A 13,580-nucleotide genomic window follows, 5' to 3' on the forward strand; every position below is an offset into this window, starting at 1 on the left:
GATGAAAACGCGCCAGCCCTGTGCCCAACAGGATGAACGCTCACGAAAAGTCGGGTACGCCGCCGCTCATCGGCACACACCGCAGCCAGCGCCTGCACCGACAAGAAGCATCAGACGACCGGCACGAAGCCGTCGACTTGATTGTCATATTGCTGGAGCGTTCCCTCGGCGATGTCATGCAGCACCCCATGCAACGACAGATCACCCGAGGCGACGGCATTTTTCACGAACGGGAAGGTCAGCAGATTTTCCAGCGACACCAGCACCGCCTGGTGCTCCAACGCACGGATCTGCCGTTCCGGCGGCAAGCCGGCAACCCGCTCATACCCAGGCCGCAGAATGTCCATCCAACGGCCGACAAAGCTCGTCTTTTCCTCCAAGGCGGGCGCATGGCCCGAACACATCGCATGGCATCCCTGGACGCCGCCGCAATTGGTGTGGCCCAGCACGACTAGATGCGCGACCTTCAGCGTGTTGACGGCGTATTCCACCGCGGCGGAGGTGCCATGCTGCTGTCCGTCCGGGGCGTAGGGCGGCACCAGATTGGCGATATTGCGGTGAATGAAGAACTCGCCGGTATCGGCACCGAAGATCGAGGTGACATGGACGCGCGAATCGCAACAGGCAATGACCATCGCCCGCGGATGCTGTCCATCCTCGGCCAGCCGGCGATACCAGACCCGATTCTCGAGAAAGGCGGTCGCCCGCCATCCGTGATAGCGCTGCACCAGATATTGCGGCAGCGGACCCGCTTCGTTCATGGCTTTCCTCACCTAACGTTCGCGCCGCTTGATAACCGCTGAACCGATAAAGTTCGAGAGTTTTAGCGCCCCGCCCATAACCTTTTCTTGAGGGATTGCTGCAAGGTTGCGCAGGACAGCCCGAAGGCCCAGCTGGAAAGATCCGATGTCCAAGATCGCCCTCCTCTCCGTGAACGACGCCATCCGTATCGACGTCCAGCGGCTGGAGCAGATCGTCCGCGAATTGGGCGAGGATTGCGCAGCACAGGTGATCGGCGCGGCTCTGGAAGAGCTTGCCCGGACTCTGCGCCGCACCACCACGGCCGCGCAACAGGACGACCTGGGCGTGGTGGTCAGTTCGGCCGACCAGCTGTCCCGTTTGGCGTGGCAGGTCGGGCTTGTCACCTTGGCCGGAGTCGCGGTCGACGTCGGCGCCTGCGCCGAAAGCCGCGACCGCATCGCACTGGCCTCGACGGCGGCCCGTCTAGAACGAATCGGAAACCTGTCGCTGACCAGGCTCTGGGATCCCGCTACCGACCCTTAATATGGCGCTGAAATAGTCTCGCTGCCGGGGTGTTTTCTTCTTCCGGCCTTCCGGAGCTTGGCGCCTTGCCGCTGCTTCAGCGCGCGCGCTGTATCCTTCCGGTCGCCATGCTCAGGCGGCAAGCAGCCTCGGGAGGCGGGCAGAATTTTTTGCGGCCATGGTCAGAACGAAGCTGGAGCGCACCTTTTCGAGGCCGCGATGGACTGTCTGGACCATACCGCCGACAGTCTTGGCCCAGCCGAAAGCCTCTTCCATGCGTTTGTGATGACGCTGAGATTTGGCGTAGCCGTTGTGTCGGCGTGGTTCGCCCGTCTATCGCCGAATGTCGCGATTTCTGCGCGACATGAGGAGTGACGCAGGCCTCGCGCAGGTCGGCAACAAAGCCCGCAGCATCAAAGCCCGGTCGGCACCCGGCGTCAGCCTCCGGGTCGATCCCGGAGAATGGCGGTGGATCATGTCGAGCGCCGTTCGGCTCGGCCATCGGCCCGTGGAGATCGCTCTGCACGATAAGGCCTGACCGGTTCTCCATCAACGCATGGCCAATGAAGCACAGTATCGCGCCGGTTCCGGGCGACTTCCCGTAGAGCCGCGCATCAGGGTCGGTGACCGAGCCATGGGCGCATTCGTCCGCCTTTGACCTCGAAAGTCGATCTCGGCATTGCGGCTGTGGCGTCGGTTGCGGGGCATCGGATCGGTTTTGGCTGCTGCGGTCGAAGCGAATGGATCGGTTGGCGCGGCCCGGGGGTCGGGAGGATCGCCGGGGTCGTCATCGGGCGGGGCCTCGTCCGTCCGCGGCTGGACGCTCTTCATCGAGGCCCAGGCTTTGACCAGCGTGCCGTCGACCGAGCAGTGGTCGTCAGACAGTAGCGGCGCTGCCTGGCGGTGTGCCAGGATCGCAGCCATGATCTTGCGTGACATCTAGGTCGTCAGCAGCCGGTCGCGGTTTTTGGTGAAAACGGTCGGCACCCACGCGGGATCATCAATGCCGAGACCGACAAGCCAGCGAAACAGCAGGTCATACTGCATCCGCTTCATCAGCTGGCGCTCGGATCGGACCGAATAGAGGACCTGCAGCAGGCTCGCCGGGATCAGCCGCTCCGGTGGGATCGAGGGGCGACCAAAGTCGGCGGAGAGCATCGAATGCGGCATCCAGGCTGGCCAGCGCCTCGTTCACCACCTGCCGGATCGTCCGCAGCGGGTGGCGCCCCGGAATGCGCGCCTCAAGATCCACATCGCTCAACAGCGACCCGCTCGCCTCTGTCCTGCGCGTCACCGCCTCCGCCAAAAACCTCCGAAGGGTGATCATGTTCAGCGTGGCTGGTCGAGCGCTGACTATTGCAGCAGCCTGTTAGAAGGCAGCACCGTGTCGCCCGCATCTTGCGGAGCAGGCGCGCGTCGCTAGGCTGCGGCCCATGAAACCCTTCGCGAGCATGCCGATGATTCCCCAATTCGCCGACCCCCATGCGCCTTCGCTGCCGCTGTGGCTGGTGCGAAGCGGCGAGGACGGACCCGAACTTCCAGCGGACATCGGCAACCTCGCCGGACGCTGGGCCAAGGCGCAGGGCTTTTCGGGGAAGCCCGGTCAGCTTTGCCTGATCCCCTCGGCCGAAGGAGCGCTTGCCGGTGCGCTGTTCGGCGTCGGCCCCGATCGGGGCGACCGCCCGCCCCGCGAGCGTTTTCCGCTGGCACGGGCGGCCGAAAGCCTGCCTGCCGGCAACTGGCGCCTGGCGAACCTGCCCCAGGGAATCGACCCGGCCCTGATCGCCCTGGGCTGGCTTTTCGCGGAATACCGCTTCGACCGCTACAAGAAGGCCGAGCCGCCCCGTGCTCGGCTGCTTTGTCCAGAGGGCGTGGACGGACCGCGCCTGATTGCCATGGCGGCGGGCGAATACCTGGCGCGGGACCTGATCAACACCCCCGCCTCGGACATGAGTCCGGCCGAGCTGGAGCAGGCGGCCCGCGACGTGGCTGCCCGGCATGGCGCCGAAATCGAAACCATTCGCGGCGAGGACCTGCTGGCGCGCAATTTTCCGATGATCCACGCCGTCGGGCGTGCCGGAGCCCAGGCGCCCCGGCTGATCGACATGCGTTTCCCAGGCAGCGGCCCTCAAGTCACGCTGGTCGGCAAGGGCGTCTGTTTCGACACCGGCGGTCTGGACATCAAGCCGTCCTCATCCATGGCGCTGATGAAGAAGGACATGGGCGGCGCCGCGAATGTCCTGGGCCTGGCCGAGACGCTGGCGCGACTGGGCCTGACCCGGGGAATGGCGCTGCGGGTGCTGATCCCCGCCGTGGAAAACGCCATTTCTGCCAGTTCCTTCCGCCCGGGCGACATCCTGGCCAGCCGCAAGGGCCCGACGGTCGAGGTCAACAACACCGATGCCGAGGGCCGGCTGGTCCTAGCCGATGCGCTGGCCTATGCCTGCGAGGCGGCGCCGGACCTGCTGGTGTCGATGGCGACCCTGACCGGCGCGGCGCGGGTGGCGCTGGGGCCGGAGCTGCCGCCGTTCTTCTGCGACGACGATGCCGTCGCCGCGACCTTGCAGGCCGCCGGGCACGCCCATGCCGACCCGATCTGGCGCCTTCCCTTCTGGGAGCCCTATGAGTCGATGATCGAGCCCGGCATTGCCGATCTCGACAACGCGCCTTCGGGCGGGTTTGCCGGGGCGATCACCGCGGCGCTGTTCCTGCGCCGCTTCGCCGCGGGCGCCCGCCGATATGTGCATTTCGACATCTACGGCTGGCAACCCAGCAGCGCGCCGGGCCGTCCCAAGGGGGGCGCCGGACAGGGCATGCGCGCCTTGCTGCACGCTCTGCCCGGGATCCTGGCATGAGCACCGCGATGGACCGCCGCCTGACCCCCGCGACCGAACGTATCGCCCTGGAATCACTGCGCGGCGTGGTGCTGCGCCCGGCCTATACCCCCGGCCGGCCGGTTCGGCTGGCGGTGCCCCTGGCCGATCTCTGCCGCGCGCCGCAGGGTCCGCGCGACCGCCAGGTGAATTTCGGCGCCGACCTTACGCTGCTGGACCAGCAGCAGGATTGGGCCTTCGTCCAGGCGGCGGCCGACGGTTATTGCGGCTGGCTGCGCGCCGAGGACCTGGGCCAGGATCTGCCCGCGATCACCCATCGCGTCAGAGCCCCCGCGACCCATGTCTATGCCCAGCCCGACCTGAAGGCGCGCGAGTTGATGTCGCTGTCCCTGGGTGCCCGGCTGTCGGTGACTGCGCTGCAAGCCGGCTTTGCGCGGCTGGCGCAGGGCGGCTGGGTGCCGGTCCAGCATATCTCGGACCAGCCGGCGTCCGACCCCGGCGCGGTGGCGCAGACGCTGCTGGGCACACCCTATCTCTGGGGCGGAAACAGCCGCTGGGGGATCGATTGCTCGGGCCTGGCGCAGGCGGCGCTTTCGGCCTGCGCCCAGCCCTGCCCCGGCGACAGCGACCTGCAGGAGGCCGCCTTCCCGCCGGCCGCGGACGGGATCCGGCGCAACGACCTGCTGTTCTGGCCCGGCCATGTCGCGCTTGCGCTGGACGGTCAGAACATGATCCACGCCACCGCCTTTGCCATGGCCGTCATCCTGGAACCGATCCAGCAAGCCATCGCCCGCATCGACGCCGCCGGCCAGGGACCGTTCCGAGGCGCACGCCGCCCCCCGCTTGCCGCCACGGGACAGTTCCCCTAGCCTCGCGGAAAGGAAAGGCGGTCATGGTCCATCCCCGGTTTCACAGCGAATTGCGCGCCAACACGCGGTGCGCCGGTTTGGCCTTTACGGAAAGGCGCGGGCCGGTCATGCGCGGATTCCTCGCGACCGAAGAAAGTCCGCGCCGCCTCCTGCCTGCCGGTCGCACCGTCGTCGGGGCAGAGATCGCGCCCGACGACAACGGACCGGCCCTGGCCGAAACCATTGCCCGTGGCGTCGAACCCCTGCCGGCAGAGGTCAACCCACGGTTACGACAACGCATTCTGTTCGGCCGTATCTTCAAGGGCCAGCCCGCGAGGCAACAGTTGCGCAGCTGTCGTGACAGCGCACCACCGCCAGAGCCGGACTACCAAATCGACGCGCATGGACGCCGCTCTGCGGCCACCCGTCCCCGCTCCGGCTTCATCGATGCGGCCGGCGCGTTCTGGGCCCCGCAAAGGCGCGACGACATATGCGGCCCGGTCGGCGCACGCGTCGGAAAGGCGCTTCTGATAAACGTGCGGGACGCGCTTGGGCCCCTCGGCGCGGCGCGGCCCGGCATCGTCGTCACTGACGCCTTGGGACAGATCGGCTCCGGCGACTGCGGATCGATGACGCCGACCGGGATGCCGGCGACGCGCCGGAAACTGGCGCAGAAAGCCGGTAGCGGATCCTTTTCTGAAACCCCTGCGCCTTTCCTCGACGCAACGGTCAAAGGGCAGCCTGCCAGCCGAGCGATCCCAAAGGCGGCAGGTCCTGGCCGGCTGCCGCGGGCGATGAGCGACGCCGGCAGCCCTTTCAACCCGCTCCGGGCTTCTGAACAATCTACCGAGCGGTCGCGATCGGCGACGCGGAACGCCGCCAGAGGCGACGGCGATCGGCGCGCTGCCGCCGCAGGACGGCGCACCGGACCACGCCCGGAAAGTGCCTGCTCTGCAGGACCCGGCAGCGGCCGGCGTCGTGCCCGCAAGATCTTCGCCGCGCAGTTGGCCGCACCGGCCTGATTGCACCCTTTGCCGGCCTACCCGCGATGCTGCGGATTGGGCCGGACCCTCTCGGCGCCACCATGCCGGCGCCCCCAATGACGGAAGACGACATGACGCCTTTTCGCGCCCCTGCCGCCATCCTTGCGCTGCTGGCCGGTCTGCTGACCGGCTCGGCCGCGCTGGCCGATTTCAACGATGCGCCCCCCAACGCCAAGGGCCAGACCCCCGCCTTCCAGGGCCAGACCCGGGCGCCGGTGATCCCGCAAGCCCTGCGGCTTGCGCAAACGCCGCTGGTCGAGGGGCTGCGCAATCCCTGGGGCATGGCGCTTTTGCCCGACGGCAGCCTGCTGATCACCGAAAAGATCGGCGCCATGCGGCTTTACCGCGACGGCAAGCTGTCCCCGCCGCTGAAAGGCCTGCCCGAGGTGGACGACGAGGGCCAGGGCGGGCTTCTGGACGTGGCGGTGGCGCCGAACTTCGCCAGCACTCGCCAGGTCTGGTTCAGCTTTACCCAGCCCCGCGGCGGGCGCGACAGCAGCACCGCCGTCGGCACCGGCCGGCTGTCGCAGGACGGCACCGCGCTTGAAGAGATGCGGGTGATCTTCACCGCCGAACCCGGCATGGAGGCACTCCATCATTTCGGTTCGCGCCTGGTCTTCGATCGCGACGGCCAACTGTTCGTGACCACCGGCGACCGCGGTCTGCCGCCCGAGCAGCCGATCTCTCAGGACCTCAACACCCACCCGGGCAAGGTGCTGCGGCTGGACCCGGCGACAGGGAAAGCCTCGGCCGGCAATCCGTTCACCGGCGGCCAAGGCCTGCCGGAGATCTGGTCCTATGGCCACCGCAACCTGCAAGCCGCGGCGCTGGACCCGCAGGGCCGGCTGTGGACGATCGAACACGGTCCGAACGGCGGGGACGAGCTGAACCTGCCGCAGGCGGGGCGCAACTACGGCTGGCCGGTCATCACCTATGGGCAGAACTACGACGGCAATCCCATCGGCGCCGGGCTGACCGCGCAAGAGGGGATGGAGCAGCCGGTCTATTACTGGGACCCGGTGATCGCCCCCAGCGGCATGATCTTCTATCAGGGCGAGATGTTCCCGGAATGGCAGGGCGACGCGCTGATCGGAGGCTTGCGCGCCGAATCGCTGGTGCGGCTGAAGATCGAGGGCGACCGCGTTACCGGCGAACAGCGCCTCGCCGAGGGCATCGGCCGCGTCCGCGACATCGAGGTGGCGCCAGACGGCGCGCTGCTGGTGCTGATCGACGGCGAATCCGGCAGTTTGCTGCGGCTGACGCGGCGCGGGCGCTAGCGCCCCGCGTCACCGGTCAGACCGGGCGCTGCAGGTCGTCCTCGGCCTCTTCGGGGGAAATACCCAGCGCCTCCATGCCCGCCTCCAGATAGTCGGCCAGCTGCGGCTCGCCCATCAGGTAATCCTCGGTCGGGCTGCGGCGTTCGGTCTTGGCGGTCTCGATCGCCTCCGCCAGGTCCTCGGGACCGAAGGTGTCGCGGCCGATCCACATCACCGCGACCAGGCTGGCCTGTTCGTCCTCGTTCAGGCTGGCGATGAATTCCGCAAGCTCGGCCTGGGTGCCCCGCCCGGTGCGCTGGCCGCTATGCGCCCAGGCATTCACCCCGCTGTCGTATTCGCGGGCGCGGATGATGACATGGGCAAGTTTCTCGGGACTGATTTCCAGCATGGCGGCACCTCTCTTTCCCGACTGTCGCCCCATGCCGCGCCGGGGTCAATCGGGATCGAAGCGATAGCCGGGCGAGCGATGTCCTCGGCCGCCAGCAGAGCTGCGTCGTAGTTGGTCATAGGCCGTCTAGTCGCCGCGGCCCGAGCGATTCTCATGCGGCGAGGGGCGCGGGAGAAACCTGGATGCAATTCCAGCGGCGGCCGGCGTCCAGATGCGCGAGCCGCAGTCAGAGTCCAGCGACCACAACGGCATCGCGGCCAGGTCATGGCGCACCGGCATGGCGCTGCCTCAACGGATGGCGCAGGAAATCGCCGAACTTTGCCGCCTTGGCCAGCCGGATCGAGAGAGAGTCGAAGCCTTGCTCGCCAGCCAGCGACGATAGCGGACCGCCCGCACCCAGGGGTTCAGCGCCAGATAGTCGGCAAAGATCGCCGGATCGACCAGGCCCTCGATATCGGCCTCGAATGTTTCCGCAGCCGTCCCCGCGTCGGCACATCCCTGACCCGCTGCGGCGATTGCGGCCCTTGGGCGTGTCGGACAGGATGATATCGTCCTTTCAGACCAGCGCCTCAAGCGCCAAGGTCAGAAAAATGCTGCCGGCTTTCGGAAGTATGCAGGAGGACATCGTGCTGCCGGGACGATACGCCTAGCGCCCGAACAACCGCTCTATGTCGGAAAGTTTCAGCTCGATCCAGGTCGGGCGGCCGTGGTTGCACTGGCCGGATTTCGGCGTGCGCTCCATCTCGCGCAGCAGGGCGTTCATCTCGTCGCCGGACATGCGCCGGCCCGAGCGCACCGAGCCGTGGCAGGCCATGGAGCTCAGCACCGCATCCACCCGCGCCCGCAGCCGGTCCGAGGCACCCTGGTCGGCCAGATCGTCCAGGATGTCGCGGATCAGCGCCCGGGCATCCAGCCGCCGGACCAGCGCCGGAACCTCGCGCACCGCGACGGCGCCGCCGCCGAAGGGTTCGATCACCAGCCCCATCTGGGCCAAGTCGTCGGCAATGGACAGGATGCGCTGCGCATCGGCATCGGAAAGCTCGACGATTTCGGGGATCAGCAGCGCCTGGGATGCGATGCCATTCGCCTCGATCTGCGCCTTCAGCCGCTCATAGACCAGCCGCTCATGCGCGGCATGCTGGTCGACGATGACGATGCCGCCGGCGGTCTGGGCGATGATCCAATTCTCATGCAGCTGCGCCCGGGCGGCGCCCAGCGGCGCATCCTCGGCCGGTGTCTCGGGTTCGGGCTCGACACGGGCGGTCGGGGTTTCGGCAAAGCCCGGGGCCTGGAAGGCCAGGCTCGTCGCGATCGCCACTCCCGAAGGCCGCGCCGGCGCATAGCTCGCCTGATAGGCGCGCGGCGCCGGTTCTGGCCGCGCCGCCGCCAGCGCCTCGGCCGCCACAGTGGTGGAGCTGCGATGCCCGGCCCCGGCCAGCGCGTGGCGCAGGGCGCTCACCACCAGCCCGCGGGCAATGTCGGGCTCGCGGAACCGCACCTCGGCCTTGGCGGGATGCACGTTCACATCGACCGCATGCGGCTCGCAGGCCACGAACAGCACCGCCGCCGGATGCCGGCCCGAAGGCAGCACGTCCATATAGCCCGCCCGCAACGCCCCGGTCAGCAGCTTGTCGCGCACCGGCCGACCGTTCACGAACAGATGCTGCGCCACCGCCGCGCCGCGCGAATAGGTCGGCAGCGCGGCGAAGCCGGTCAGGCTGATGCCGTCCCGCTCGGCGCCGATAGGCAGGGCATTGTCGATGAACTCGCGCCCCATCACCCGCGATAGCCGGGTCTGCAAGGCGTCGAACAACTCGCCCTGTTCGGCATCGGTGCGGAACAGCAGCTTGCCCTCGTCCTCGTCGGTCAGGGTGAAACCGACAAAGGGCTCGGCCATGGCCAGGCGGCGGATCACCTCGGCCACGGCCTGGGTCTCGGCCCGCTCGCTGCGCAGGAATTTCAGCCGGGCGGGGGTGGCGAAGAACAGGTCGCGCAGCTCGACCACGGTGCCGCGATTGCCGGCGGCGGGCTTGACCGGCCCGATGCGCCCGCCCGAGACTGCGATCTGCGCCGCCTCGAACCCCTGCGCGCGGCTTGTGATCGCAAGCCGGCCGACCGCGCCCAGGCTGGGCAGCGCCTCGCCGCGAAAGCCGAAGCTGCGAATGTCCAGAAGGTCGCTGCCGTCGATCTTGCTGGTGGCGTGGCGGGCCAGCGCCAGCGGCAGGTCGTCGCCCGTCATGCCGCAACCGTCGTCCAAAACCCGGATCAGCGCCTTGCCGCCCTTGGCGATGGCCACGTCGATGCGGGTCGCGCCGGCATCCAGCGCATTCTCGACCAGTTCCTTGACCGCCGAGGCCGGACGCTCGACCACCTCGCCCGCCGCGATGCGGTTGGCGGCGGACTCGTCCAACTGCCGGATCACAGGGCGCATCTTGTTTGCGTGACTGTTCATGCCCCCAGATCTAGCATCTCGGCCACAGATTCGCTAGCCGCCCGCGCGACACGCCCCGTCTTTCCGTTTTCCAAATACCCCAGCCGCCGCGCCGTCAATCGGTAGCGGTCACGCCCTCGGGCCGCCCGACCAGCACGAAGCGGATCTGGTCGGAATGCAGCAGCCGCTTCGCCACGCGCTGCACGTCCGCCGCTGTCACCGCCTCGACCTTGGCATTGCGGGTGTTGACGTAATCGGCGGGCAGGCCGATCAACTGCATCCCGGCCAGGATGCCGGCGATCTTGCCGTTACCGTCGAAGCGCAGCGGGTATTCGCCGGTCAGATAGGTCTTGGCGTCGTTCAGTTCCTTCTCGGTGACGCCGCCCTCGGCGAAACGGTCCCATTCGCTGCGGATCAGGCCCACCGCCTCGGCCACCTTGTCATTGGCGCTGGCCATGCCGCCCTGCCAGGTCTCGCCGTAAAGCCCGTTGGCAAGGCCGGTGCCGACGCCATAGGTCAGCCCGCGCTTCTCGCGGATCTGGTCCATCAGACGCGAGGAAAACCCGCCACCGCCCAGGATATGGTCGGCGACATAGGCGGCGAAGTAATCCGGATCGGACATCGGCAGGCCAGGCTGGGCGAAACTCACCACGGTCTGCGGGCTGTCCCAGTCGATCACCGTCACGCCACCCTTCAGCGCCAGCGTGGCCGGCTGCGGCAAGGGCGCCGAGCCCTTTTCCGGCAGCCCGCTCAGCAGCGTGTCGATCAGCTTGCCCAGGTCCTCGGCCGATATGTCGCCGGCGGCGGCCACGACCACGCGGTCGCGGGCCAGCACCCGGTCCTTGGCGGCGACCAGATCGTCGCGGGTCAGCGCCGCCACCGATTCGGCGGTGCCGTTGATCGAGGTCGCATAGGGGTGCTCGCCCCAGGCCAGCCGGGCCAGCTCCTTGGTGGCGATGCTTTGCGGATCGGTCGCCTCGGACCGGATCACCGCCTGCAGCTGCGCCCGCACCCGCTCGACCGCATCGGCGTCGAAACGCGGCTCGACCAGCGCCTGGCGCAGCAGATCGACGGCCTGGTCGCGGTTCTCGGTCAGCATCCGGGCATTGACGGTCAGCGCGTCGTCGCCGACGTCGAAGCGGTTCTGCGCGCCCAGCCCCTCGACCGCCTCGGCATAGGCGACCGAATCCATTGCGCCCGAACCATCTTCCAGCAGCGCGGTCATCAGGCTCATCTCGCCGCGCTTGCCCGGCGCGTCGAGGCTGGCGCCGCCCTTGAACATCAGCGACAGCGCGGTGAAGGGGATCGAGTGATCCTCGACCAGCCAGGCCTTGATGCCGCCGGGCGAGGTGATCTGCTGGATCTCGATGGCGCTGGCGGGCAGGCTGGCCAGCGCGACGAAGACGAAGGTGACAAGCGCGCGGATCATTCGACATCTCCGGTCTGGGCGGCGGGCAGGGGCTGGGGCGCGTCCGAGGCATCGGCGCCGGGCTGCGGCAGCAGCCAGCCGGTCACGGTCGCGGGGTTTTCCAGCACCAGTTTCGCGGCGGCGGTGATGTCCTCGGGCGTGACGGCGGCCAGCACGTCGGGCCAGTCGTTCACGTCCTCGACCGTCAACCCGGTCGCCAGCCCCTGGCCATAGTCATAGGCGCGGCCATGCGCCGAATCCTGCGCATAGACCCGGGCAGCGCGGATCCGGGTCTTGACCCGTTCCAGCTGCGCCGCATCCGGGCCGTCCTGCAGGAATGTCTTCAGCGCCGCATCCAGCGCCGCCTCGGCATCGGCATTCTCGACCCCCGACGCCGGCACCAGCGACAGCCCGAAGGTGGTCGGATCGACCGAGAACCCGTCATAGGAGGCATCGACGTAAAGCGCCTTGCCGGTCAGCACCAGCTCGCGCGCCAGCACCGAGGTCTGGCTGGACCCGGCCAGCAGCTCGGCCAGCACGGTCAGCGCGGCGGCGGTCTTCTGATCCTCGTGCCGGCGCTGCGGCGCGATCACCGTGCGCAGCATCACCGGCTGGGCGACGCGGGCGTCGACCCGCTCCATTCGGCGGGGCGAGCGTTGCACCGGCTCTTGCGGCCGCGGCAGCCTGGTCGAATCGGGCTTGGTGGCGATGGGGCCGTAATATTGTTCGGCCAGTTCTCGGGCCTTCTCGGCCGTCACGTCGCCGGCAATGACCAGCACCGCGTCGTTCGGGGCATAATGCGCGTCATACCAGGCGATGGCGTCGTCGCGGGTCAGCCCCTCCATCTCTTGCCGCCAGCCGATCACCGGCCGGCCATAGGGGTGGTTGTAGAACTGCACCGCGCTGCGTTCCTCGGAGAATTCCGCGCCGGGGTCGCTGTCGGTGCGCTGCGAGCGTTCTTCCAGCACCACCTGGCGCTCGGCCTGCCAGTCGTCCTCGCCGATCTTAAGGTTCGCCATGCGGTCGGATTCCATCTCCATCACCAGCGGCAGGCGGTCGGCGGCGATACGCTGGAAATAGGTGGTGTAGTCGTAGCTGGTAAAGGCGTTGTCCATGCCGCCATTGGCGGTCACGGTCTTGGACAGCTCGCCCGGCCCCAGCTTGTCGGTGCCCTTGAACATCAGGTGTTCCAGGTAATGCGCGATGCCCGACTTGCCCGGCTGTTCGTCGGCCGAGCCGATCTTGTACCAGACCATCTGCACCACCACCGGGGCGCGGTGATCCTCGATCACCACGGCCTCAAGGCCGTTCGGCAGGGTGAAATGGCTGATGCCTTCGGGCGGCGCGGCCAGGGCGGGCGAGACGGCCAATATCAGCGCAAGCGGCGCAAGGCGAAGGGAAATCTTCATGGGCAGGCTCCGGGTCGGGGTCGCGCACAGACCCTGCCCCGGCGGGCATCGCGGCGCAAGCCCGCCCCCCGTCATCTAACCGTGATCGCCGGGCGGGGCGGAGTCAGTCCGCCAGGCGGTCTTCCTGGTATTTCCGGGCCGGAAGCGGCGCCCCCGTGGCCGCATCCCGGCCACCCGGCGGCGGCGCCGAGGGCAGCAGCACGCCGGTCGGGCGCCAGCGTTCCGCCTCGGCCCAGCTGTCCAGCGTCATCGGCTCATAGGCGCGGTAATAGACATTGGTGCGCGCCAACACCTCCAGCAGGCGGCGCGAGTGGCGGCTGCGCCATTCCACGTCCTCTTGCGCCGTCGTCTGGCGGATCGCCGCATCGCGACCCAGCCGCGAGGCGTAAGAGATCAGCGCGCCATCGGCCACGCCGACGCCCTGCGCCGACAGTTGCCCGGGATTGCCGCCCAGCGCCGCCACCGCATCGGCCTGCGGCGTCGGATCGGTGACATTGCTGCCGCCCGGCGTCGGCGCGGGCAAGGCGGCCAGGTCCGTGGGCATCTGCAAGGGCTTGGTCGGCAGGATGGCGAATTCGTCGGGGCTGGAACGCCCCGAGGAAATGTTCATCAGATGCGGATCGGTGCTGCAGGCCGCCAGGCCCAGCATGGTCATCATCAGCGCGATCGCCCGCATCTT

11 protein-coding genes and 1 pseudogene are annotated in these 13,580 nt (G+C 68.4%); 5 read left to right on the forward strand and 7 right to left on the reverse strand.

All coding sequences use genetic code 11. The annotated features are described in order from the left end of the window. Nucleotides 1–110: 110 nt before the first annotated feature. On the reverse strand, nt 111–761 hold the full coding sequence (locus JCM7685_RS14840) for a carbonic anhydrase (RefSeq protein ID WP_074966426.1): 651 nt from the start codon (nt 759–761) through the stop codon (nt 111–113). Between the two features lie 145 nt (nt 762–906). Here JCM7685_RS14840 and JCM7685_RS14845 point away from each other — a divergent pair, with 145 nt between their 5' ends. Beyond that, nucleotides 907–1,284, forward strand: coding sequence for a hypothetical protein (locus JCM7685_RS14845; RefSeq protein WP_074966425.1), 378 nt, complete (start codon nt 907–909; stop codon nt 1,282–1,284). 111 nt (nt 1,285–1,395) lie between these two features. Here JCM7685_RS14845 and JCM7685_RS14850 read toward each other — a convergent pair. Then, nucleotides 1,396–2,557: pseudogene (locus JCM7685_RS14850) on the reverse strand (IS5 family transposase). Nucleotides 2,558–2,720: 163 nt separating this feature from the next. On the opposite strand from JCM7685_RS14850, the gene JCM7685_RS14855 reads away from it, so the two are divergent. The 4 genes from JCM7685_RS14855 to JCM7685_RS14865 all read left to right on the forward strand — a co-directional run bounded on the left by JCM7685_RS14855 (nt 2,721) and on the right by JCM7685_RS14865 (nt 7,265). Continuing rightward, nucleotides 2,721–4,118, forward strand: a complete 1,398-nt coding sequence (locus JCM7685_RS14855) for a leucyl aminopeptidase family protein (protein ID WP_074966497.1) — start codon at nt 2,721–2,723, stop codon at nt 4,116–4,118. Next, nucleotides 4,115–4,966, forward strand: coding sequence for a C40 family peptidase (locus tag JCM7685_RS14860; protein WP_100526097.1), 852 nt, complete (start codon nt 4,115–4,117; stop codon nt 4,964–4,966). The genes JCM7685_RS14855 and JCM7685_RS14860 overlap by 4 nt, the downstream gene beginning before the upstream one ends. A gap of 23 nt (nt 4,967–4,989) precedes the next feature. Beyond that, nucleotides 4,990–5,967 (forward strand): Rossmann-fold NAD(P)-binding domain-containing protein, encoded by a 978-nt coding sequence (locus tag JCM7685_RS19660; protein ID WP_139218064.1) that lies wholly within the window; start codon nt 4,990–4,992, stop codon nt 5,965–5,967. A gap of 92 nt (nt 5,968–6,059) precedes the next feature. Continuing rightward, a complete protein-coding gene (locus JCM7685_RS14865; protein WP_074966496.1) occupies nt 6,060–7,265 on the forward strand; it encodes a PQQ-dependent sugar dehydrogenase in 1,206 nt (401 codons plus the stop codon). Between the two features lie 16 nt (nt 7,266–7,281). Here JCM7685_RS14865 and JCM7685_RS14870 read toward each other — a convergent pair whose 3' ends face one another. From JCM7685_RS14870 to JCM7685_RS14890, 5 genes are all read right to left on the reverse strand, one after another. Continuing rightward, nucleotides 7,282–7,653 carry a DUF3775 domain-containing protein gene (locus JCM7685_RS14870; protein ID WP_074966423.1) on the reverse strand — a complete coding sequence of 124 codons (372 nt, stop codon included), beginning with the start codon at nt 7,651–7,653 and terminating at the stop codon, nt 7,282–7,284. A 646-nt stretch (nt 7,654–8,299) separates the two neighbouring features. Next, on the reverse strand, nt 8,300–10,084 hold the full coding sequence (gene mutL / locus JCM7685_RS14875; protein ID WP_408634314.1) for a DNA mismatch repair endonuclease MutL: 1,785 nt from the start codon (nt 10,082–10,084) through the stop codon (nt 8,300–8,302). A gap of 115 nt (nt 10,085–10,199) precedes the next feature. Next, nucleotides 10,200–11,513 (reverse strand): M16 family metallopeptidase, encoded by a 1,314-nt coding sequence (locus JCM7685_RS14880; RefSeq protein ID WP_074966421.1) that lies wholly within the window; start codon nt 11,511–11,513, stop codon nt 10,200–10,202. Further along, the gene (locus JCM7685_RS14885) at nt 11,510–12,901 is read right to left on the reverse strand and encodes a M16 family metallopeptidase (RefSeq protein ID WP_074966420.1); all 1,392 of its coding nucleotides are present in this window, start codon (nt 12,899–12,901) and stop codon (nt 11,510–11,512) included. The genes JCM7685_RS14880 and JCM7685_RS14885 overlap by 4 nt, the downstream gene beginning before the upstream one ends. 103 nt (nt 12,902–13,004) lie before the next feature. After that, nucleotides 13,005–13,577 carry a DUF3035 domain-containing protein gene (locus JCM7685_RS14890; protein WP_074966419.1) on the reverse strand — a complete coding sequence of 191 codons (573 nt, stop codon included), beginning with the start codon at nt 13,575–13,577 and terminating at the stop codon, nt 13,005–13,007. Between the last annotated feature and the right edge of the window lie 3 nt (nt 13,578–13,580).

Source organism: Paracoccus aminovorans (assembly GCF_900005615.1).
GTDB lineage: Bacteria > Pseudomonadota > Alphaproteobacteria > Rhodobacterales > Rhodobacteraceae > Paracoccus > Paracoccus aminovorans.

Coding starts and splice junctions, on each gene's coding strand:
- JCM7685_RS14840 (WP_074966426.1), bottom strand. CDS start 761: ATGAACGAAGCGGGTCCGCTGCCGCAATATCTGGTGCAGCGCTATCAC.
- JCM7685_RS14845 (WP_074966425.1), top strand. CDS start 907: ATGTCCAAGATCGCCCTCCTCTCCGTGAACGACGCCATCCGTATCGAC.
- JCM7685_RS14855 (WP_074966497.1), top strand. CDS start 2,721: ATGATTCCCCAATTCGCCGACCCCCATGCGCCTTCGCTGCCGCTGTGG.
- JCM7685_RS14860 (WP_100526097.1), top strand. CDS start 4,115: ATGAGCACCGCGATGGACCGCCGCCTGACCCCCGCGACCGAACGTATC.
- JCM7685_RS19660 (WP_139218064.1), top strand. CDS start 4,990: ATGGTCCATCCCCGGTTTCACAGCGAATTGCGCGCCAACACGCGGTGC.
- JCM7685_RS14865 (WP_074966496.1), top strand. CDS start 6,060: ATGACGCCTTTTCGCGCCCCTGCCGCCATCCTTGCGCTGCTGGCCGGT.
- JCM7685_RS14870 (WP_074966423.1), bottom strand. CDS start 7,653: ATGCTGGAAATCAGTCCCGAGAAACTTGCCCATGTCATCATCCGCGCC.
- mutL (WP_408634314.1), bottom strand. CDS start 10,084: ATGCGCCCTGTGATCCGGCAGTTGGACGAGTCCGCCGCCAACCGCATC.
- JCM7685_RS14880 (WP_074966421.1), bottom strand. CDS start 11,513: ATGATCCGCGCGCTTGTCACCTTCGTCTTCGTCGCGCTGGCCAGCCTG.
- JCM7685_RS14885 (WP_074966420.1), bottom strand. CDS start 12,901: ATGAAGATTTCCCTTCGCCTTGCGCCGCTTGCGCTGATATTGGCCGTC.
- JCM7685_RS14890 (WP_074966419.1), bottom strand. CDS start 13,577: ATGCGGGCGATCGCGCTGATGATGACCATGCTGGGCCTGGCGGCCTGC.